Origin of the sequence: Serratia sp. 22264, from assembly GCF_052045345.1 — a bacterium.
Classification (GTDB): Bacteria; Pseudomonadota; Gammaproteobacteria; order Enterobacterales; family Enterobacteriaceae; genus Serratia; species Serratia plymuthica.
The window spans coordinates 1,929,746-1,950,468 of the sequence record NZ_JBQEOY010000001.1; the positions used below are offsets into that span (position 1 = coordinate 1,929,746).

A 20,723-nucleotide genomic window follows, 5' to 3' on the forward strand; every position below is an offset into this window, starting at 1 on the left:
GGATTACAGCCGTTTGTAATCCACTCTGCTATCTCCCTCGCAAACCCTGCATCCGTGCAGGGTTTTTTGTTGTCTGCACAAAAGCGGCACGCTCGCGTAGTCATCTCGTTGCCATTCAGTGTGTATGGTGTGTATAGCAAAGGGATGATAAATGCGTGAAAAGTGCAGAACCGATCAGGCTGTTAGAACGGGAAGGTTGGGGTTTTAGAGCGGATAAAGGGAAGCCACCATCAGTTCAAACACCCGAGTTCCCGTCTGGTGATCACCGTTCCACACCCGCGTAAAGATCTGAAGCCGGGAACGCTGCGCCAAATCATGAAAGATGCCGGGCTGTGCTGACCCGGCGCCATGAGTTAACAGGAGAAATTATGTTCTACCCTGTTTATGTACATTCAGACTACGACGGCAGCGCCAGCGGTTTCTTCCCCGATGTGCCGGGCTGTTATTTTGCCGGCGACACCCTAGATAAAGCCTTTGAAGATGCCAAAGGCGCGCTGGACGCGCATTTCGAACTTCTGAGCGAAGACAACCAGGCCATCCCGCGCCCACAGGCCGTTTCCTTCCATCTGGCACAGGAAAACGACGCCCTGAACGGCGGACAGTGGCTGCTGGTCGATATCAATATGGATAAGTTCGATGGGCGGGCGGAACGGATAAATATCACCCTGCCGCACCGCTTGCTGAACCGCATCGATTCACTGGTGCAGCAGCATCCCGGCTATGGGAGCCGCAGCGCCTTTTTGGCCGCAGCCGCCCGTAATGAATTGTTGAAAATCGATTAGTCGAGAGTCGGGGGGCGAAACGCCCCCCTTTCTCATTGATTCAGAAACTTGTCGAGGAATTGCTGGGTGCGCTGGTGTTGCGGGTTGGCGAACAGTTCTTTGGCCGGGCCCTGTTCAACGATGCGCCCGTGGTCCATAAAAATGGCGCGGTCGGCAACGTCGCGGGCAAAGCTCATTTCATGCGTCACGATCACCATGGTGCGCTTCTCTTCTGCCAACGAGCGAATGGTGTTGAGCACCTCGCCCACCAGCTCGGGATCGAGCGCGGAAGTGGGTTCATCAAACAGGATCACTTCCGGCTGCATCGCCAGAGCGCGGGCAATGGCCACGCGTTGCTGCTGGCCGCCGGAAAGCCGGCGCGGATAAGCGGACTCTTTGCCACTCAGCCCGACTTTGGCCAGCAAAGCACGGGCGCGCTGTTCGGCGCCGGCTTTGCTCTCGCCCTTAACGATGACCGGGCCTTCAATAATGTTCTCCAGCACCGAACGGTGCGGGAACAAGTTGAAGTTTTGGAACACGAAGCCCACCTGCTGGCGCAATGCCCGCACCTGTTTTTTCTGTTTGCTCAGCGGCTTTGAACCGTCGATCTGAATATCGCCGACGCGAATGGTGCCGGAATCCGGAACCTCCAGCAGATTGATGCTGCGCAGCAAGGTGGTTTTCCCCGAGCCGCTCGGCCCGATAATCGCCACCACTTCACCGGCGTTAACCTCCAGATCGATCCCGTGCAGCACCGTTTGGCCGTTGAACTGCTTGACCAGTTTTTTCACTTCGATGGCACTCATGCGTTACTCCTGATCCTGGCGGTTAACGTGGGCTTCCAGACGATTTTGCAGTGCCGAAAGCAGGGTCGCCATCACCCAGTAAATCAACGATGCCGCCAGATACAGGGTAAACACTTCCAGCGTACGCGAGGTGATCAACTGCGCCTGACGGAACAACTCAGGCACCTGAATGGTCGCCGCCAACGAGGTGTCTTTCACCAGGCCGATGAAACTGTTGCCCAGCGGCGGCAAGGCGGTGCGCGCCGCCTGCGGCAGGATCACCCGGCGCATGGTTTGCCAGCGCGTCATGCCAATGCTGGCTGCGGCTTCCCACTGCCCTTTTTCAATCGACGAAATCGCCGCGCGCAGGGTTTCCGAGGTATAGGCTGCGGTGTTAAGCGACAAGCCAATCAGCGCCGCCGGGAAGGGATCAAACTCGATGCCGAACTGCGGCAGACCGTAATAAATCATGAACAACTGAGCGATCAATGGCGTGCCGCGAAACAGCGACACATAAATACGCGACAGCCACGACAGCGGCCATAATGGCGAAAGGCGCATCAGCGCCAACAGAAAACCAAGCAATAAACCGAGCGCCATGCCCCCCAGACTAAGCTGGAGGGTCAGTATCGCGCCCTTCAATAAAAATGGCGCTGAATCCAGCGCCAGTTGAATACTTTCGTGCATTATTTAGTTACGTCCGCGCCAAACCATTTCTCGGAGATCTTCGCCAGCGTGCCGTCTTTTTGCATCTCGGCAATCGCCTGGTCAATCGCTGCCAACAGTTCCGGGTTGTTTTTACGCACCGCGACGCCGGACTCCTGACGAGAGAACGCCGGGCCGGCGACCGCCAGCGTATCGCCGGTTTTCTTCACCAGATCCAACGCCGCCAAACGGTCAACCAGAATGGCGTTGATACGGCCAATGCGCAGGTCCTGGTATTTGGTCGGGTCGTCATCATAGGTACGTACGTCAACGCCCTGCACGTTTTCACGCAGCCATTGCTCGTAGTTGGTACCCAGGCCAACGCCGACCTTTTTACCCTTCAGATCTTCCGGCTTGGCAATGGTGCCTTCGTTGCCCTTCTTCACCAACGCCTGAATACCGGACACGGTATAAGGCGTTGAGAAATCATATTTCTTCTTGCGCTCATCGGAGATCGTCACCTGATTGATCACCACGTCGATGCGTTTCGACTCCAGCGATGCCAGCATACCGTCCCATTTGGTCGGGTTCAGCTTGGCCTTCACGCCGATGTGCTGTGCCAGCGCATTGGCGAAATCCACTTCGAAACCGGTCAGGTTACCGTCTTCACCCTGGAAGCTGAATGGCGGATAGGTGCCTTCCAGCCCGACAATCAGAGTGCCGCGCTGCTTGACCTGCTGGAGCAGATTGTCGGCGGCATAGGTTTGTGCGCTTAAACCGGCGGTCAGCGCAACGGTCATCACGCCCAACAGCAATTGACGACGAACTTTGGAAAAGATCATAAACACCCCATCTGTTGTTTATCTTTTTGATATCAGCACTTTACCAGTGCGTTTGGTCGCACAAAGGAATATAACATTATAAATATAGTTCAAAATGGAATAACAAGCCGCCGTCACACCTGCGGATGGTAGGCAAACAGCGCCGGCGCACCGCCGGTGTGAATGAACAGTATCGGGCCATCGTCGCAAAAACGCTGCTGGGCAATGCCGTCGATCAGGCCGGCCATCGCTTTGCCGGTATAGACCGGATCCAGCAACACGCCTTCCTGCTGCGCCAGCAACTGCACCGCCGCCGTGCCCTCTTCGTTGGGCATGCCATACTGCGGCGCAAAATACTCGTCCCACAGCTTGATCGGCGCCAGAGTGTCGATGCCTAACGAGCAGGCCAGCGCTTTTTGAATCAGCTCAACCTTGGGTAATTGGTCGATCACTTTACGCGAAACCGTAACGCCAATCAGTTCAGTCTCCGGCAGCAGTTGCTGAAGGCCGACCGCCAGCCCGGCATGCGTACCGGCACTGCCGGAAGCCACCAGCACCGAACTGAAAGCAACGCCGCTACGCCGGCTCTGCTCGGCGATTTCCAGCGCGCACTGCACGTAACCCAACGCGCCCAATGCGTTGGAGCCGCCCACCGGCACCACATAAGGCCGGAAACCCTGCCCTTCGAGACGCGTCGCCAGGTCGGCCAATTGCTGCTGCGGATCGTGCAACGCTTCGCACATCACCACTTCGGCGTTGAACAGCCCGAGCAGCAGACGGTTACCGTTGGTGAGGTAGTTTTCCGCTTGGGTGTCGATCGGATTTTCCAGCAACGCCACGCAGTGCAGGCCGAGTTTTGCCGCTACCGCCGCAGTTTGGCGTACGTGATTGGATTGGATGGCACCGGCGGTCACCAGCGTGTCCGCGCCCTGTCTCAGGGCCTCGGCAGCAAGATACTCCAGTTTTCTCAGTTTGTTGCCGCCCATCGCCATCGGCGTGACGTCGTCACGTTTGATGTAAATTTCACGGCCAAGGTAGTCTGAAAGGCGAGACAGTTTTTCGAGCGGTGTGGCAGAGCCGACTAAATCCAGGCGCGGGAATTGCGCCAATTGCTGTTGCAGATTCACAACGTCCCCCAGGGAACAGGTATCAACATCCAAAGCATAGATTTATCAGATGTGGGCCGAATAATCACTCTTTTTGATGAGACGCAAAGCGGTGAACCCCCGGCCGGCGCGCCGGGGAGACGGGATCAGTAACTTTTCTGCCAGGCGATATATTGGTCGTATTTACGCAGAGCGATGCGGTAATTATTGTGTGCGGCGCTGGGCAAGTCTTCGATAATGCGCTGATGGTTATTGCTGCTGGCGAACTTGTCCGCCGGATAGTTGCGCGCCACCAGCATTTCGTCCAGCCGACGCAGACGCACCACGTATTCGCGGATAGTGCTGTGGCTCATCTCGGTCTGCTCAAACAGATACTGTTTGAACGCCATGATATCGAAATAGCTCGGATGGCTGTTGCAGGAAATCTCACTGCAAAAACGGCATAGCGCGGTCAGCTCATTTTGCACATTCAGCCAGACGTTATCGTCAATCGGCTGGTCCATGCGCGCAATGGCATCTTTGTTAATGATCTTGCCTCGGAACACCAACGCCATGCGATCCAATAACTTACCGCACTGGGAGCAATGGGTTTGGCTGTGTTTGTAATCTTTCAAATAACGGCTCAGCGGCCGTTTTTTCAATAATATTCCTGGCATAAGGCAGTCCGGTTATCGCAACGGTAATCAGGTTGAAGGGTAAGCGTTGATTCGCCTCAATTTTCGGCCGCCAGGCGGGCGCGCAGCCGCTTGATCGCCTGACTGTGCAGTTGGCTGACGCGCGATTCCCCCACGTCCAGCACGGCACCGATCTCTTTCAGGTTCAACTCTTCCTGGTAATACAGCGTCAGCACCATTTTTTCGCGCTCCGGCAACGCGTCGATAGCGTCGATCACCCGCTGGCGGAGGTTGCCCTCCAGCAGATGATGCAGCGGGTTGGCTTCTTCGTGCCCTTCCAGCAGCGGCTCTGCGCTTTCGCCATGCTCTTCACGCCATTCGTCGTAGGAAAAAAGCTGGCTGTTATTGGTGTCCAACAGTATTTGACGGTACTCATCCAGCGGGATATTCAGCGTCTGCGCGACCTCCACTTCACTGGCCGGGCGGCCGAGCCGCTGTTCCAGTTGCCGCATCACCTGTGCCACTTCACGCGCATGCCGACGCACGCTGCGCGGCACCCAGTCGCGGCTGCGCAGCTCATCGAGCATTGCGCCGCGAATGCGCTGCACCGCATACGTGGTAAAGGCGGTTCCCTGCAGGGCGTCATAACGCTCAACGGCGTTCAACAACCCGATTCCCCCGGCCTGCAGCAGATCGTCGAGCTCCACGCTGGCGGGCAGCCTGACTTGCAGGCGCAACGCCTCGTGGCGCACTAACGGAACATAGCGCAGCCAGAGAGAATTTTTGTCCATCACGCCTTCGGCGGTATACAGATCGCTCACTATGTCTAAAACCTGCGGATAAGAGAGTCAGCGCTATTATCCGTAGGGGGCAAAATGCCAATCGGCTGAACAGTCGCACAAAATAGGCTTTATTTGCGCCATGCATTAACTTCTGGGCGCGCACCATAAAAAAACCCTGCCGAAGCAGGGTTCTTTACGACAGGTTAATCGCGGAGATCGATTAACGCAGCAGGGTCAACACGTTCTGGGTAGACTGGTTAGCCTGTGCCAGAACGGAGGTGCCTGCCTGTTGCAGGATGTTGGCACGGCTCATGTTGGACACTTCGGTCGCGTAGTCGGCATCCTGAATACGGGACTGAGAAGCGGACAGGTTGTTCACGGTGCTGTTCAGGTTGTTGATAACAGAATCGAAACGGTTCTGTACCGCACCCAGAGAAGAACGCAGTGAGTCAACCTGTGACAGCGCTTTGTCCAATACAGACAGCGGATCCTCAGTGGTCGGCGTGGTGCTCATTTCTGCGCCTTTGCTGACTTTACCCGCAGAGTCTACGTTAGCTTTGAAGTATTTGGCATTTGCGCCAGTGCCTTCCTGGATAACGTAAGATTTGCCGCTGTCATAAGACTTCAGGTTAGCGGCGTCAGCGCCGGTTGCAGTCACTTCCTGCTTAACGGTAGTGGTAGCGCTGGTGCTGGCCAGGCCGGTGGTGTCAGTCGCTGCGATCGCAGTGATGTCACCTGAGGTTTTGTCAACGGTGGCCAGGTAGTTCTTACCATCGGTACCTACCGCGTAAACATCGCCGGTCGCGTCATCTTTGATAAAGCTGGCTGGTGCTGCACCGTTAGCCTGCTTGTTGGTGGTGTTGGTGATGGCGATATCTTTGCCGTTTGGTACAGTCGTCGCCGCGCCACCCACTTTGGTAGGATCGATGGAGGTCGCAACGCTGAACTTGTCCAGGCCCAGAGTAGAAGAGTTGATGTTTTTCAGGTCGATATCGATAGTTTCGTTATCGTTGGCACCCACCTGAATGGTCAGCTTTTGGTCGCCGCTCAGCACTTTCACGCCGTTGAAATCGGTTTGCGCAGAGATACGGTTGATCTCGGACATACGCTGGGTGATTTCGTCCTGGATTGACTGCAGGTCGCTGGAAGAGTTGGAACCGTTCTGGGACTGTACGGTCAGACGACGGATGTTTTGCAGGTTGTCGTTGACTTCGTTCAGTGCGCCTTCGGTGGTCTGCGCCAAAGAGATACCGTCGTTAGCGTTACGGGAAGCCTGAGTCAGGCCTTTGATGTTAGCGGTGAAACGGTTAGAGATCGCCTGACCCGCAGCATCGTCCTTCGCGCTGTTGATACGCAGACCGGAAGACAAACGCTCGATCGCAGTGCCCAGAGTGGATTGGGATTTGTTCAGGTTGTTCTGCGCCATCAGCGACAGGCTGTTGGTGTTAATTACTTGTGCCATTGTATGCTTTCCTTACGAATCAGTTGCGATATTCGCATCACGGTTAAAAGGTTCGGGCTTCGTTGCCCACGGCGTCAACCACCGTCCCATCAGGTATCGGCCCTCCCCCTGCAACCTTTAGAAATTTTTTATTTTTTTTTCGCTTTCGGGCAATGGCATAAATAACGCTGTTTTTCCTTCCTCTATTGCGCCATCGGTTTTTTATTTTTTCAGTAAACTTTTTCTCCACTGGGCCGATAAACGCGTAAAGCGAATAAAGTCATTATTAAGGAGAATTACGAATGGCATCGATCAGTTCATTAGGCATCGGCTCAGGACTCGACCTCAACGGCTTGCTGGACAAGCTGACCAAAGCGGAGCAGCAACGTCTGACGCCCTACACCACCCAGCAGACCAGCTACAACGCAAAACTGACCGCTTACGGCACCCTGAAAGGCTCGCTGGAGAAGTTTGATACCCTAAGCAAAGATCTGGCCAAACCTGATTTCTTTAATAACACCACCGCCAGCACCCACGATCAGTTCACCATCACCACCAATGCCAAAGCGGTACCGGGCAACTATGTGGTCGAAGTTGAACAGTTGGCGCAGTCCCAGACCCTGACGACTCAGGCGGCCATTAGCGATCAGGCCGCCGAACTCGGTACCTCCGGCGCCAGCGGCCGCACCATCAGCATCACCCAGGGTAACCCGGCCAAAACCGTTAATATTCCTTTGAATGACGATCAAACCTCGCTGCTGGAAATGCGCGATGCGATCAACGGCGCGAAAGCGGGCGTCAACGCCAGCATCATGCGCGTTGGCGATAACAAGTATCAGTTGGCGTTAAGCTCCTCGGCCACCGGCGAAAGCAACAAGATGTCGATCAAGGTCAATAATGACGATGCGCTGAACGACATTCTGAGCTACGACTCCAGCATCCCCAGCGGTGCCATGAAGCAGACGGTTCCTGCGCAGGATGCCAAAATCAAGGTTAACGGCACGGAGATCCAACGCAGCACCAACACCATTGCCGATGCCCTGCAAGGCGTGACCCTCGATCTGAAAACCAAGACCAAGGTCGATGAACCGCAAAACCTGGTGATCAGCAACGATAAAACCGGCTCCGCCGATAAAATCAAAAGCTGGGTCGACAGCTACAACTCTCTGTTGGACACCTTTAATTCGCTGTCCAAGTTTACCCCAGTGAAAAGCGGCGAAGAGCAGTCGGCGAAAAACGGCGCACTGCTGGGCGACAACACCCTGCGCGGTATTCAATCCTCAATCAAAAGCGCGCTCAGCGCGGCGCAGGATAACCCGGAGCTGAAGGGGCTGGGCAATCTGGGGATCACCACCAATGTTAAAACCGGCAAACTCGAGCTCGATAACGAGAAACTGAAGAAAGCCATCGACGAGAAACCCGCCCAGGTGGCGAATTTCTTTGCCGGCAATGGCACGGATACCGGCATGGCGACCGAAATCCACAATGAAATTCAAAATTATATTAAAGCCGGCGGTGTGCTCGAGAATGCAACCAAGAGTATCAACACCAATCTCGATCGCCTGAATACGCAAATTACCCGCGTGACAGAAAGCATTCAGAGCACCATCGACCGCTATAAACAACAGTTTGTTCAACTCGATACCATGATGTCCAAACTTAATGGCACCAGTAATTATTTAAACCAGCAGTTCTCATCCAAATAAGAACTTTTTAACCAGGTAATAAATCGCATGTATAACCGTAGCGGAACTAAGGCCTACGCCCAGGTCAGTTTGGAAAGTGGCGTAATGAGTGCCAGCCCGCACCAGTTAATCGTGATGCTTTTCGATGGGGCGCTCAGCGCCCTGTTACGCGCACGCATTCTGATGAATCAGGGTGATATCGCCGGCAAAGGGCTGGCCATATCAAAAGCCATCAACATTATTGATAACGGCCTGAAAAACGGCCTCGACCACGATCAAGGTGGCGAGATGGCCGATAATCTGGCTGCGCTGTATGACTATATGAAACGGCGCCTGATGCAGGCCAATCTGCATAACGACGAAGCGGCGATCGCCGAAGTGGTCAAGCTGCTGGAAAATATTGCTGACGCCTGGCGCCAGATTGGTCCCAATTATCACCCTTCTCAGGACGCCGTATAATGGAACGTCAACAGCAACTGCTAGCCGCGTATCAGCAAATTTATGCCCTGAGCAGCCAAATGCTCGCGCTGGCGCAAACGGAAAGATGGGAAGACCTGGTCGAGCTGGAGCTGGCCTACGTTCAGGCGGTAGAGAAAACCGCCGATTTTACCGGCAAAGCGGGACCATCAATGGCGTTGCAGGAATTGTTGCGCAATAAGCTGCAGCAGATCCTGGACAACGAAAACGAGCTGAAACGCCTGTTGCAACGCCGCATGGACCAGTTGAAAGAATTGATTGGCCAATCGACGCGTCAAAGCGTGGTCAACAGCACCTACGGTCAGTTTCACGATCGCGCCCTGCTATTAGGGGAACCGCAAATCCGGTGAGCCAGTTATAATAACGACATTTTATGGATAAATAGCACCATACGCTATTTACACCCGATTAATTCAGGATATTAATCCATGATATTTGAATTACTCATGCCCATCATATTTATCACCCAGGCTCCATAGGGGCGAATATAATCGCCCCGGCTAACGCGGCGCAGCATGCGGCGCCCCTAGGATACGGATAAATATCACTCCGACACGGACGTTTTCTGTTCAGCAGGAAATTGATTTTTGATAGATAAAACACGTCGTTGTGCTTCACAACGCATGGAAAAATGTTGCTCCGACGCCCATCAAAGCGTAAAGATATTCCCAGATAATGGCTGCGAAATGAATATCGATGGAACGTACAATTAATCTTTGTCCTGGGATTGGTGCCTCTGCGCACATCATTCAGCATACTGAATTATTATTCCCTTCAGTTTATTTTGAGCAACCTCATCTGTATCTGGTACAGCAAGGCCACAAACGCGTGCGCTGGCAACAGCATGAAGTGGTGGCTCATGCGGGAGAACTGTTGATTATCGGCGGGGGGCAAACCGTGGATATTATTAATGGCCTTTCCGATGAGGGCATATTCAGTTGTCAGTTGCTTACCTGCGATCCTCTGTTGTTCCACGCACAGCAAACTCCTGCTGAAACCGCCCCTCACCCCCCGTTCGACGCGGTGTTGGCCTTACGCAACCTGCCCAGCGCGCTGATGCACAGTTTTGAGACCACCAGTCTGGCGATGGCGTTTAAACACCGTTTCCCGCCGATCATCATCCGCCACAAGATGCTGGAAATCCTGCTCTGGCTAAAGCAATTCGACATCAGCTTTATGCATAACGAGGCGCGCGACTTAACGCAACGGGTACGCCGCTGCCTGGCGACCGATCCGCATAACATCTGGACGGCGGCCAAAGTGGCGGAAAGTCTGTCAATGAGCGAAGTCATGCTGAGACGCAAACTTTCTTTAGAAAACACCGCGTTGCGCAATTTAATGATCGACGTGCGCATGAGCAGCGCGCTGGCGCTGCTGCAATCTACCGATTGGCCAATATCCGCCATCTCCCAGCACGTCGGTTATGAAAGTTCTTCGCGGTTTGCCGAGCGTTTCCGCAAACGTTTCGGTTTTGCGCCAACGGCCATTCGCGGGCACCAGCGGATCATGGAGCCCGGCGCGATCCAGCCCTATCGCCTCAGCCTGATGGAGGACCCGGAGTGATGTCCATCCTGCAAATTAAATCATTGCACAATGAACTCACCGTTTATGCACCCGGCGTTAGCGGAAAATGGTCAGGTGCGATAGCATCGGCAAACCTTAATACCGCCAGAGGTGAATCAACGGTGCTCAACGAAAAATGGCTGCTTTCCCTTGCCGTGTTGCTTGTCGGCCTGTGGCTTATGGGTCTGCTGTACGAAGAAGACGCTATGCGGATGCTGGCGGGGAAATAAATCAGCAGGGCCACGCGCAGTGGCCAATGATTATTTAACTTTGTTTAATTAATACAGTGATCAATCCAACTAAAACGATCAATATTAACACACTGAAAAATCGCCATCTGCTTTCGCTTTTGCTGCTCATTTTTATTACCTGATAATTAAAATGCCTTAAACTCGCACGATTATAATCCAGCAATAAGTTCAGCAATTTGAGACAAAGCATGTTTTTTATGCGTTTACTCAGGCGATTGATTTCAAAGACCTCAACCCATCACACCGCCATATTCATCACTTCCTGATAAGCGGAAACCAGCTTATTGCGCACTTGCACGCCCATTTGCAGTGAGATGGACGATTTTTGCAGATCGACCATCACGTCGTTCAGGCTGACGCCCGGTGCGCCCAGTTCGAAGTCTTGCGCCTGTTTGCGCGCAGCCTGCTGGGTATCGCTGATCTTGCCGATAGCCGCTTTCAACTCGCCGGCAAAGCTGACGCCCTGCACCGCTGAACCCTGGTCAATCTGCCCCGCCTGAATCGCCGTGGCCTGCAATTGCTGCAATACCCCTTCAATCCCCTGAATTGCCATTGTGACCTCAATAAAGACTCTGTTGCCGGATGAGTTTTCATCAGGCACTACTTTGATGCTGAGGAGCCTACCACAGCATTTTTATCCTAAAGCGGCTAATTAACTGCAAAAAACCCGGCTTATCGACCCATCGAAATCGCCCTTAAGGGCAAATAATGGCACGCCCAGAAATGGGAGCGCCGCTATTTAGAAGATATGTGTATCAGGGAGTCTGTTTTGTCACCACACAACGCTAACCACACCGTTCATCAGCCTGGCAGGGAGCTACGCCGTGGCTTGCACCGGATACTGAGCGACATTGAAGGACACGGGATAAAATGAGTGCTTCAATAACCGCCGCCGAAAGCCGCGAAAATGGCCTGCAAGCCCTGTGGGACCGTCTGCGCGCCAACCCGAAAATCCCACTGCTGATCGCCGCTTCTGCGGCAATCGCCATTGTGGTCGCGTTGCTGTTATGGGCGAAAAGCCCGGATTACCGCGTGCTGTACAGCAATCTTAACGATCGCGACGGCGGTGCCATCGTTACCCAATTGACGCAGATGAATATCCCTTATCGGTTTGCCGAAAACGGTGCTGCGTTGATGATACCGGCCGATAAGGTCCATGAAACCCGCCTGCGTCTGGCGCAGCAGGGATTGCCGAAAGGCGGTGCGGTGGGCTTCGAATTGCTGGATCAGGAAAAATTCGGCATCAGCCAGTTTAGCGAGCAGATCAACTATCAGCGTGCGCTGGAAGGCGAACTGTCCCGCACCATCGAGTCGCTGGGGCCGGTACAAAATGCCCGTGTGCATCTGGCGCTGCCCAAGCCTTCGCTGTTTGTCCGCGAACAGAAATCCCCTTCCGCCTCCGTCACCCTGACGCTGCAACCCGGCCGAGCGCTGGATGACGGCCAGATCAACGCTATCGTTTATATGGTCTCGAGCAGCGTGGCCGGATTGCCGCCGGGCAACGTCACGGTAGTCGATCAGGCCGGTCGCTTGCTGACCCAGTCTGACGGCGCCGGTCGCGATCTGAACGCGGCCCAGTTGAAATACGCCAACGAAGTGGAAAACCGCTACCAACGCCGCATCGAAGCGATTCTGGCGCCAATGGTCGGCAATGCCAACGTGCACGCCCAGGTCACCGCGCAGATCGATTTCGCCACCCGCGAGCAAACCGACGAAGAATACCAACCGAACCAACTGCCGAATCAGGCCGCCGTGCGTTCTCAGCAAATGAGCCAGAGCGAACAGCTTGGCGGGCCGCAGGTCGGCGGCGTACCGGGTGCGCTCTCCAATCAACCCAGCGCGCCGGCGACTGCGCCGATAGAAACCGCCAAAGCCAACGCTGCTGCCGGCAATAACGCCAACGGCGCCAAACCTAACGCCGCCGCAACCCGCAGCACTGCAGCCAACGGCAGCGGACCACAGAATACCCGTCGCGATGAAACCACCAACTATGAGGTCGATCGCACCATCCGCCACACTCAGCAGAAAGCCGGGACGGTACAGCGGCTGTCGGTGGCGGTAGTGGTCAACTATCGCGGCGTCGATAAAGACGGCAAACCCTTGCCGATGAGCAAAGAGCAACTGGCGCAGATCGAATCGCTGGTGCGTGAATCCATGGGCTTCTCCAGCAGCCGCGGCGATACCCTGAACGTGGTCAATACGCCGTTTACCGATACCGAAGTCACCGGTGGCGAACTGCCGTTCTGGCAAACCCAGAACTTTATCGATCGTCTGTTCGATGCCGGTCGCTATCTGCTGGTCTTGCTGGCGGCCTGGCTGCTGTGGCGCAAGCTGGTGCGCCCGCAACTGCAAAACCGTCAGGCGGTGCAACAGGCCGCGCTCGCCGCCGCCAATGCACCAATGGCCAAACCGGCCGACAACAATAAACCGAGCAATGAGGAGCTGGCGCAGCATAGAAAATCGCAGCAGCGCGTCAGTGCAGAAGTCCAGAGCCAGCGGATCCGCGATCTGGCTGATAAAGACCCGCGCGTGGTCGCTCTGGTAATCCGCCAATGGATGAGTAACGAATTATGAGTCTGACCGGAACCGAAAAAAGCGCCATCCTGCTGATGACCTTGGGTGAAGACCGCGCCGCCGAGGTGTTCAAACACCTCTCCTCGCGTGAAGTGCAGCAGCTCAGCGGCACCATGGCCAGCATGAGCCAGGTCTCGCACAAACAGCTGGGCGAAGTCCTGCGCGAGTTCGAAGACGATGCCGAACAGTACGCGGCGCTGAGCGTCAATGCCAGCGACTACCTGCGCTCGGTGCTGGTCAAAGCCCTGGGTGAAGAGCGTGCCTCCAGCCTGTTGGAGGACATTCTCGAATCGCGCGAGACCACCACCGGCATGGAAACCCTCAACTTTATGGAGCCGATGAGCGCCGCCGATCTGATCCGCGACGAACATCCGCAAATCATCGCTACCATTCTGGTCCATCTGAAGCGCGGCCAGGCGGCGGATATTCTGGCGCTGTTCGACGAACGCCTGCGCAACGACGTGATGCTGCGCATCGCCACCTTCGGCGGTGTGCAACCGGCGGCGTTGGCGGAACTGACCGAGGTGCTGAACAACCTGCTCGACGGCCAGAACCTCAAGCGCAGCAAGATGGGCGGCGTACGCACCGCAGCCGAGATTATCAACCTGATGAAAACCCAGCAGGAAGAAGCCGTTATCGACGCCATGCGCGAATACGACGGCGAGCTGGCCCAGAAGATCATCGACGAGATGTTCCTGTTCGAAAATCTGGTGGAAGTCGACGACCGCAGCATCCAGCGCCTGTTGCAGGAAGTGGAAGGCGAATCGCTGCTGGTTGCGCTCAAAGGCGCGGAACAGCCGTTGCGCGAGAAGTTCCTCAGAAACATGTCGCAACGCGCCGCCGACATTCTGCGCGACGATCTGGCCAACCGTGGCCCGATGCGCATGTCGCAGGTGGAGAACGAACAGAAAGCCATCCTGCTGGTTGTGCGCCGATTGGCGGAGAGCGGCGAAATGATTATCGGCGGTGGCGAGGACACCTATGTCTGATCGCATTAACACCCTGCCCTGGCAGCCCTGGTCGCTCAACGATCTGCTGGAACCCAAACCGCCGATCGAGCCTTTGCTGCCCATTGAAACGGACACCCTGTCGCCAGACGACAGCGCCGATCGGCAACAGCAGTTGCTCCAGTTGCGCCTGCAAGCGGAGCAGCAAGGCCAACAGTTGGGTTATGCCGACGGCCAGCAAAAGGGCTATGAAGCGGGTCTCCAGGCCGGTATGGAAGAGGGGCGCCGGCAGGGTTTGCTGGAGGCGCAGCAGCAACAACAGCCGCTGACCGCACACTGGCAGCAACTGATCACCGAGTTTCAGCACACGCTCGATGCGCTCGACAGCGTGATCGCTTCGCGTTTGATGCAGTTGGCGCTGACCGCCGCCAAACAGGTGCTCGGTCAACCGCCGATATGCGACGGTACCGCCCTGCTGGCGCAGATCCAGCAGTTGATCCAGCAAGAGCCGATGTTCAGCGGCAAGCCGCAGTTGCGCGTGCACCCGGACGACTATCAGCGTATCGAACAGCAACTGGGGGCCACGCTCAGCCTGCACGGCTGGCGGCTGTTGGCGGACGGTCAACTGCACCCCGGCGGCTGCAAGGTCAGCGCCGAAGAAGGCGATCTCGATGCCAGCCTGGCGACGCGCTGGCACGAACTCTGCCGCCTGGCTGCACCGGGAGACGTGTAATGACCGCTCGCCTCGGCCGCTGGCTGTCCTCGCTGGATACGCTGGAAAAACGCATCGCTTGCACGCCTACGGTTCGCCGCTACGGCCGCCTGACACGCGCCACCGGGTTGGTACTGGAAGCCACCGGCTTGCAATTGCCGATCGGCGCCACCTGCCTGATCGAACGTCACAACGGCGGTGAGGTGCAGGAAGTGGAAAGCGAAGTGGTCGGTTTTAACGGCCAGCGGCTGTTCCTGATGCCGCTGGAAGAAGTGGAAGGCATCGTGCCCGGCGCACGGGTTTACGCCCGCGTTGCGCCGGAAGGGCAAAGCGCCGGCAAGCAACTGCCGCTCGGCCCGGCGCTGCTGGGCCGGGTGCTGGACGGCAGCGCCAAACCGCTCGACGGCCTGCCCGCGCCGGAAACCGGCTATCGCGCGCCGTTGATCACCGCCCCGTTCAACCCGCTGCAACGCACGCCGATCGAACAGGTGCTGGACGTCGGCGTGCGCACCATCAACGGCTTGCTGACCGTCGGGCGCGGCCAGCGCATGGGGCTGTTTGCCGGCTCCGGCGTCGGTAAAAGCGTCTTGTTAGGCATGATGGCGCGTTATACCCAGGCCGACGTGATTGTCGTCGGCCTGATCGGCGAACGCGGCCGCGAAGTCAAAGATTTTATCGAGAATATCCTCGGCACCGAAGGCCGCGCGCGCTCGGTGGTGATCGCCGCCCCGGCGGACGTCTCGCCGCTGTTGCGTATGCAGGGTGCCGCTTACGCCACACGCATCGCCGAGGACTTCCGCGATCGCGGTCAGCACGTGCTGTTGATTATGGACTCGCTCACCCGCTACGCCATGGCGCAACGTGAAATCGCGCTGGCTATCGGCGAGCCGCCGGCCACCAAAGGGTATCCGCCCTCCGTGTTCGCCAAACTGCCGGCGCTGGTGGAGCGTGCAGGCAACGGCATCAGCGGCGGTGGGTCGATCACCGCGTTTTATACCGTACTGACCGAAGGCGATGACCAGCAAGATCCGATAGCCGACTCGGCGCGCGCCATCCTCGATGGCCACGTGGTGCTGTCGCGTCGGCTGGCGGAGGCAGGCCATTACCCGGCGATCGACATCGAAGCCTCTATCAGCCGCGCCATGACCTCGCTTATCGACGAAGAACACTACCGCCGGGTGCGCAATTTCAAACAGATGCTGGCCAGTTACCAGCGTAACCGCGATCTGATCAGCGTCGGTGCCTACGTAGCGGGCAGCGATCCGCTGCTGGATAAGGCCATGACGCTGTACCCGCTGATGGAAGCCTATCTGCAGCAGGGCATTTTTGAACGCAGCGGTTACGACGACGCCTGCCAACAGTTACAGCAGTTGATCGTTTAACGTCACAAAAGGCTGAACCCGATGAAACCACAGTCACCTCTGATTACCCTGCGCGATCTGGCTCAGGATGCGGTGGAACAGGCTACGCAACAGTTGGGCCAGGTGCGCAAAGCGCAACAGGCGGCCGAACAACAGCTTTCCATGTTGCTCAATTATCAAGACGAGTACCGCCAGAAGCTGAATCACCAGTTGAGTGACGGAATGGACTCTTCGCACTGGCAAAACTACCAGCAGTTTATCGGCACGCTGGAGCAGGCCATCGATCAGCATCGCCGGCAACTGATGCAGTGGGGCCAGAAGGTAGACCACGCAATGAAACAGTGGCAGGACAAACAGCAGCGGCTGAACGCCTTCGACACTCTGCATACCCGCGCCCAAAGTGCGGAACGGCAGGTGGAGAACAAACGGGATCAAAAACTGATGGACGAGTTCGCTCAACGCAGTTCACAAAGGAATCTACACCCATGAACCTGAATGCCTTGCCGGGCAGCATAGCGCCTGGCGATGCCGGCGTGCTGCCGGACGCGCAGTTGCCGATGGATGACTCGCAGCTGTCTTCGGCTTTTGCCCTGCTGCTCGGCGCACGTACACTGCCAGCCGACAAAGATGAGGGCAAGCTGCCGCCGGCGCTACTGAGTGCAGAAGATGACAACACGCCGGCGCTGAGCCGCAACCCGCTAAACCCACTGCTCGCCGCCTTCAGTGAACGCGATGGGCTGTTGGCGCCCACCTTGTTAAGCGACACCCAGTCGCCAGTCGCGGCGGGCGGCGATGACAAGACACAAGATAAAAAAACGGATGCCGTCTTGCGCCCCGCAGGTGAAATAGACGCCGCCACGCTGCAGGCACTGTTCGCCATGCTGCCGCTGGCCGTTACCCCTGCCGCGCCGATCGCGTCCGCAACGGGGCTAAACCTTGAAAGCGAACAGGACCCGGCACACCCCGCCGCCCTGCTGAGCGTCGCGCTGAATCAACAGCCCAATGCCGCAGGCATCCCGATGACGCCGCCCCCAAAAGCCACGTCGCCAGTGACCGAAAAACCGCTGAACCTTGACGCGCACACCGACGGCCCGCAGCCAATCGCGGCCCCCCATGACCAACCGGATGCAGCGCCGCTAAAATTCAGCGCCGATACCCAGCCTCAGGCACCGGTCAATCACCTGATGGTACCGCCGGTCGTCAGCCCGGTCGTGGCGACAACGTCGAGCGCTGCCCTGGTCACCGCCCCGCCGACGCCGCAATTGAACGCCCAACTTGGCAGCCCGGAGTGGCAACAGGCGCTGAACCAGCAGGTACTGATGTTCCATCGCAACGGTCAGCAAAGCGCCGAACTGCGCCTGCACCCGCAGGAACTGGGTGCGCTGCAAATCACCCTCAAACTGGACGATAGCCAGGCGCAGTTGCACATCGCTTCAGCGCACGGCCAGGTGCGCGCCGCGGTGGAAGCCGCAATGCCGCAACTGCGCCATGCCCTGGCGGAAAGCGGCATCAATCTGGGGCAAAGCAGCGTTGGCGGCGAGCCCACGCCGCAGTGGCAACAGCCACAGCAGCAGACGGCGGACGATCGGGGCCGACCGGCCTACCGCGATAGCCACGGCGAGAGCGATCTGGCCGCCGAAACCCTCATCGCCCCGACGCAATTGCAGGCGATGGCCCGCGCCGTCAGCGGCGTTGATATTTTCGCCTGAGCGGCGGCAAACGTTCAAGCTGGCACGTTTTTCCCCGCCTATTCTGGCTATTGCACACCGGAATAGGCGCGATAATACCTTTACATGTCATGCGTGAGGCTTTTGCGCGCGCTATGCCCGGCAGCGGTTCGTAGACTCTCGGGTGTCACTACAGGAATTTGATTTAGCTATGTCTCAAAACACCCTACCGGCAGCACCGAAACGCCCCCTCCTGGTCATCCTGCTGGTGTTGATTACCGTCCTCGCCTGCGGCGCGGCAGGCTACAGCTGGTGGCAACTGAAACAACACAAAGACGGCGCTCAACCCGCCGCCAAAGCACTGCCGCCGGCAGCGCCGGTGTTTATGCCGTTGGATACTTTTACCGTCAATCTGGTTACGCCGGATAACAACCCCGATCGCGTGTTGTATATCGGCCTGACGTTGCGCTTACCGGACGAAAACACCCGCCGCCAGTTGAACGATTTTCTACCGGAAGTACGCAGCCGCCTGTTGATGCTGCTCTCCCGTCAGGAAGTGGGCCAACTGAGCAGTGAACAAGGGAAACAGCAACTGGTGGCGCAGATTAAGGACGTGCTTAGCCCGCCGCTGGTTAAGGGACAACCGAAGCAGGTGGTCAGCGACGTGCTGTTCACCGCCTTCATATTGCGGTAATCACTATGGGCGACAGCATTCTTTCACAGGCAGAGATCGACGCCTTGCTCAACGGCGACAGCGCGGGGGATGAACCCGAAGCGGTGGTCAGCAACGAGAGCGAGGTCAAGCCTTACGATCCGACCACCCAGCGCCGAGTGGTGCGCGAACGGCTGCACGCGCTGGAAATCATCAATGAACGTTTTGCCCGGCAGTTCCGTATGGGGTTGTTCAACCTGCTGCGACGCAGCCCGGACATCACCGTCGGCCCGATCAGGATCCAGCCGTATCACGAATTCGCCCGCAACCTGCCGGTGCCCACCAACCTCAACCTGGTGCACCTGAACCCGTTGCGCGGCACCGCGCTGTTCGTGTTCGCGCCGAGCCTGGTGTTTATCGCCGTCGATAACCTGTTCGGCGGCGACGGCCGTTTTCCGACCAAAGTGGAAGGCCGCGAGTTCACGCCAACCGAACAGCGGGTGATCAAACGCATGCTGCGCCTGGCGCTGGATGCCTATGGCGACGCCTGGAGCGCGATTTACAAGATCAATGTGGAATACGTGCGCGCCGAAATGCAGGTGAAATTCACCAATATCACCACCTCGCCGAACGACATCGTGGTCACCACCCCGTTCCAGGTGGAAATCGGTGCGCTGAGCGGTGAATTCAACATCTGCATTCCGTTCGCGATGATCGAACCGCTGCGCGAACTGCTGACCAACCCGCCGCTGGAAAACTCGCGGCAGGAAGACAGCCAGTGGCGTGAAACGCTGGTGAAGCAGGTGCAACATTCCGAGCTGGAGCTGATTGCCAACTTCGTCGATATCCCGATGCGGCTGTCAAAAATCCTGAAGCTGCAGCCGGGTGACGTATTACCGATCGATAAACCGGAACGCCTGATCGCCCACGTGGACGGCGTACCGGTTCTGACCAGCCAATATGGCACGTTAAACGGGCAGTACGCCCTGCGTGTTGAACATTTGATTAACCCTATTTTGAATGCTCTGAGTGAGGAACAGCCCAAATGAGTGATCCTAAGCAACCGTCTGGCGAAGGAAAGGAATCCGTGGACGATCTGTGGGCTGATGCGTTTAACGAACAGCAAGCGACCGAAAAAACGTCCGCAACCGACGCGGTATTCAAGTCGCTGGAGGCGCAGGATGCCGTCGGCAGCCTGCAGGATATCGATCTGATCCTGGATATCCCGGTCAAGCTGACCGTGGAATTGGGCCGCACCAAAATGACCATCAAAGAGCTGCTGCGCCTGTCGCAGGGATCGGTGGTGGCGTTGGACGGGCTGGCGGGTGAACCGCTGGACATTCTGATCAACGGCTACCTGATCGCCCAGGGCGAAGTGGTGGTGGTGGCCGACAAGTTCGGCGTACGCATCACCGACATCATCACTCCCTCCGAACGTATGCGCCGCCTGAGCCGCTGATGAACCCAGGTACCGCCGTGCCCGGCCAGGGCACACTGCAACCCGCTGCACCGGCACTGCCGGCCGGCTCGGTGCTGACGCAAGTCAGCACTGCGCTGGGCGGCATTCTGCTGTTGATCCTGCTGGCCGGCTGGCTGTTCCGCCGCCTGGGGTTTGCCCCTCAGGCGCGCAACAGCAAACTGCTCAACCTGCGCGCCAGTTGCCAGGTCGGGCAGCGTGAGCGGGTGGTGGTGATTGAAGTGGATAACACCCTGCTGGTGCTGGGCGTGACCGCGCAACAAATCACCCCGTTGCATACGCTGCCGGCTCCAGCGCAGGATAGCGAAGCAGTTGACGCCGCGCCGGCTGACTTTCGCCAACTGATGCAAAAAGTTCTGAAACGTCCGGAAAAATCGGCATGAAACCCCTCGCTCATTGTGT

Annotated in this window: 24 protein-coding genes and 1 pseudogene; 17 read left to right on the forward strand and 8 right to left on the reverse strand. The window is 57.1% G+C overall.

All coding sequences use genetic code 11. The features are described from left to right. The first annotated feature begins 155 nt into the window (after positions 1-155). Positions 156-339 (forward strand): annotated as a pseudogene (locus ACTJJ1_RS08980) (type II toxin-antitoxin system HicA family toxin). A 29-nt stretch (positions 340-368) separates the two neighbouring features. Continuing rightward, positions 369-782 carry a type II toxin-antitoxin system HicB family antitoxin gene (locus ACTJJ1_RS08985; protein ID WP_122288675.1) on the forward strand — a complete coding sequence of 138 codons (414 nt, stop codon included), beginning with the start codon at positions 369-371 and terminating at the stop codon, positions 780-782. Between the two features lie 32 nt (positions 783-814). Here ACTJJ1_RS08985 and tcyN read toward each other — a convergent pair whose 3' ends face one another. From tcyN to ACTJJ1_RS09020, 7 genes are all read right to left on the reverse strand, one after another. Further along, positions 815-1,567, reverse strand: a complete 753-nt coding sequence (gene tcyN, locus ACTJJ1_RS08990; RefSeq protein ID WP_004945934.1) for an L-cystine ABC transporter ATP-binding protein TcyN — start codon at positions 1,565-1,567, stop codon at positions 815-817. A 3-nt stretch (positions 1,568-1,570) separates the two neighbouring features. Then, the gene (gene tcyL, locus ACTJJ1_RS08995; protein WP_004945937.1) at positions 1,571-2,233 is read right to left on the reverse strand and encodes a cystine ABC transporter permease; all 663 of its coding nucleotides are present in this window, start codon (positions 2,231-2,233) and stop codon (positions 1,571-1,573) included. Continuing rightward, positions 2,233-3,033 carry a cystine ABC transporter substrate-binding protein gene (gene tcyJ, locus ACTJJ1_RS09000; RefSeq protein ID WP_006326095.1) on the reverse strand — a complete coding sequence of 267 codons (801 nt, stop codon included), beginning with the start codon at positions 3,031-3,033 and terminating at the stop codon, positions 2,233-2,235. Before tcyJ ends, tcyL begins: the two co-directional genes overlap by 1 nt. Positions 3,034-3,146: 113 nt before the next feature. Next, complete coding sequence (locus tag ACTJJ1_RS09005; protein ID WP_004945944.1) at positions 3,147-4,139, reverse strand: D-cysteine desulfhydrase; 993 nt, start codon at positions 4,137-4,139, stop codon at positions 3,147-3,149. 125 nt (positions 4,140-4,264) lie between these two features. Next, positions 4,265-4,774, reverse strand: coding sequence for a flagella biosynthesis regulatory protein FliZ (gene fliZ, locus ACTJJ1_RS09010; protein ID WP_004945946.1), 510 nt, complete (start codon positions 4,772-4,774; stop codon positions 4,265-4,267). A 56-nt stretch (positions 4,775-4,830) separates the two neighbouring features. Then, positions 4,831-5,553: an RNA polymerase sigma factor FliA gene (locus tag ACTJJ1_RS09015; RefSeq protein WP_004945948.1), complete on the reverse strand. Its 723-nt coding sequence runs from the start codon at positions 5,551-5,553 to the stop codon at positions 4,831-4,833. A 181-nt stretch (positions 5,554-5,734) separates the two neighbouring features. Then, the gene (locus tag ACTJJ1_RS09020; RefSeq protein WP_020439242.1) at positions 5,735-6,976 is read right to left on the reverse strand and encodes a FliC/FljB family flagellin; all 1,242 of its coding nucleotides are present in this window, start codon (positions 6,974-6,976) and stop codon (positions 5,735-5,737) included. Positions 6,977-7,257: 281 nt separating this feature from the next. Between ACTJJ1_RS09020 and fliD the strand changes: the two genes are divergently transcribed. The 5 genes from fliD (at position 7,258) to ACTJJ1_RS09045 (ending at position 10,910) form a co-directional block, all read left to right on the forward strand. Next, complete coding sequence (gene fliD / locus ACTJJ1_RS09025; RefSeq protein WP_004945953.1) at positions 7,258-8,661, forward strand: flagellar filament capping protein FliD; 1,404 nt, start codon at positions 7,258-7,260, stop codon at positions 8,659-8,661. A gap of 27 nt (positions 8,662-8,688) precedes the next feature. Beyond that, positions 8,689-9,099 (forward strand): flagellar export chaperone FliS, encoded by a 411-nt coding sequence (fliS, locus tag ACTJJ1_RS09030; RefSeq protein ID WP_004945956.1) that lies wholly within the window; start codon positions 8,689-8,691, stop codon positions 9,097-9,099. Further along, positions 9,099-9,467, forward strand: a complete 369-nt coding sequence (fliT, locus tag ACTJJ1_RS09035; protein WP_006326098.1) for a flagella biosynthesis regulatory protein FliT — start codon at positions 9,099-9,101, stop codon at positions 9,465-9,467. Before fliS ends, fliT begins: the two co-directional genes overlap by 1 nt. 346 nt (positions 9,468-9,813) lie before the next feature. Beyond that, on the forward strand, positions 9,814-10,680 hold the full coding sequence (locus tag ACTJJ1_RS09040) for a helix-turn-helix transcriptional regulator (RefSeq protein ID WP_004945963.1): 867 nt from the start codon (positions 9,814-9,816) through the stop codon (positions 10,678-10,680). Further along, positions 10,680-10,910, forward strand: coding sequence for a hypothetical protein (locus ACTJJ1_RS09045; protein ID WP_006326102.1), 231 nt, complete (start codon positions 10,680-10,682; stop codon positions 10,908-10,910). Before ACTJJ1_RS09040 ends, ACTJJ1_RS09045 begins: the two co-directional genes overlap by 1 nt. Before the next feature lie 259 nt (positions 10,911-11,169). Here ACTJJ1_RS09045 and fliE read toward each other — a convergent pair whose 3' ends face one another. Continuing rightward, the gene (fliE, locus tag ACTJJ1_RS09050; RefSeq protein WP_006326104.1) at positions 11,170-11,484 is read right to left on the reverse strand and encodes a flagellar hook-basal body complex protein FliE; all 315 of its coding nucleotides are present in this window, start codon (positions 11,482-11,484) and stop codon (positions 11,170-11,172) included. A gap of 317 nt (positions 11,485-11,801) precedes the next feature. Between fliE and fliF the strand changes: the two genes are divergently transcribed. From fliF to fliO, 10 genes are all read left to right on the forward strand, one after another. Next, positions 11,802-13,505 (forward strand): flagellar basal-body MS-ring/collar protein FliF, encoded by a 1,704-nt coding sequence (gene fliF / locus ACTJJ1_RS09055; RefSeq protein ID WP_202291543.1) that lies wholly within the window; start codon positions 11,802-11,804, stop codon positions 13,503-13,505. Then, a complete protein-coding gene (fliG, locus tag ACTJJ1_RS09060) occupies positions 13,502-14,494 on the forward strand; it encodes a flagellar motor switch protein FliG (RefSeq protein ID WP_006326107.1) in 993 nt (330 codons plus the stop codon). Before fliF ends, fliG begins: the two co-directional genes overlap by 4 nt. Then, positions 14,487-15,185, forward strand: coding sequence for a flagellar assembly protein FliH (fliH, locus tag ACTJJ1_RS09065; RefSeq protein WP_421412832.1), 699 nt, complete (start codon positions 14,487-14,489; stop codon positions 15,183-15,185). Before fliG ends, fliH begins: the two co-directional genes overlap by 8 nt. Beyond that, entirely contained in the window at positions 15,185-16,546 is a 1,362-nt protein-coding gene (gene fliI, locus ACTJJ1_RS09070) for a flagellar protein export ATPase FliI (protein ID WP_020453876.1), read from the forward strand. The genes fliH and fliI overlap by 1 nt, the downstream gene beginning before the upstream one ends. Positions 16,547-16,567: 21 nt before the next feature. Then, the gene (fliJ, locus tag ACTJJ1_RS09075) at positions 16,568-17,014 is read left to right on the forward strand and encodes a flagellar export protein FliJ (protein WP_006326110.1); all 447 of its coding nucleotides are present in this window, start codon (positions 16,568-16,570) and stop codon (positions 17,012-17,014) included. Next, positions 17,011-18,234, forward strand: a complete 1,224-nt coding sequence (locus ACTJJ1_RS09080; protein ID WP_440833237.1) for a flagellar hook-length control protein FliK — start codon at positions 17,011-17,013, stop codon at positions 18,232-18,234. The genes fliJ and ACTJJ1_RS09080 overlap by 4 nt, the downstream gene beginning before the upstream one ends. A 169-nt stretch (positions 18,235-18,403) precedes the next feature. Next, complete coding sequence (gene fliL / locus ACTJJ1_RS09085) at positions 18,404-18,886, forward strand: flagellar basal body-associated protein FliL (RefSeq protein ID WP_004946053.1); 483 nt, start codon at positions 18,404-18,406, stop codon at positions 18,884-18,886. 5 nt (positions 18,887-18,891) lie between these two features. Beyond that, positions 18,892-19,893: a flagellar motor switch protein FliM gene (gene fliM / locus ACTJJ1_RS09090; protein ID WP_004946056.1), complete on the forward strand. Its 1,002-nt coding sequence runs from the start codon at positions 18,892-18,894 to the stop codon at positions 19,891-19,893. Further along, positions 19,890-20,303, forward strand: coding sequence for a flagellar motor switch protein FliN (gene fliN, locus ACTJJ1_RS09095; protein WP_004946060.1), 414 nt, complete (start codon positions 19,890-19,892; stop codon positions 20,301-20,303). Before fliM ends, fliN begins: the two co-directional genes overlap by 4 nt. Beyond that, on the forward strand, positions 20,303-20,704 hold the full coding sequence (fliO, locus tag ACTJJ1_RS09100) for a flagellar biosynthetic protein FliO (protein WP_440833240.1): 402 nt from the start codon (positions 20,303-20,305) through the stop codon (positions 20,702-20,704). The genes fliN and fliO overlap by 1 nt, the downstream gene beginning before the upstream one ends. Positions 20,705-20,723 lie beyond the last annotated feature (19 nt).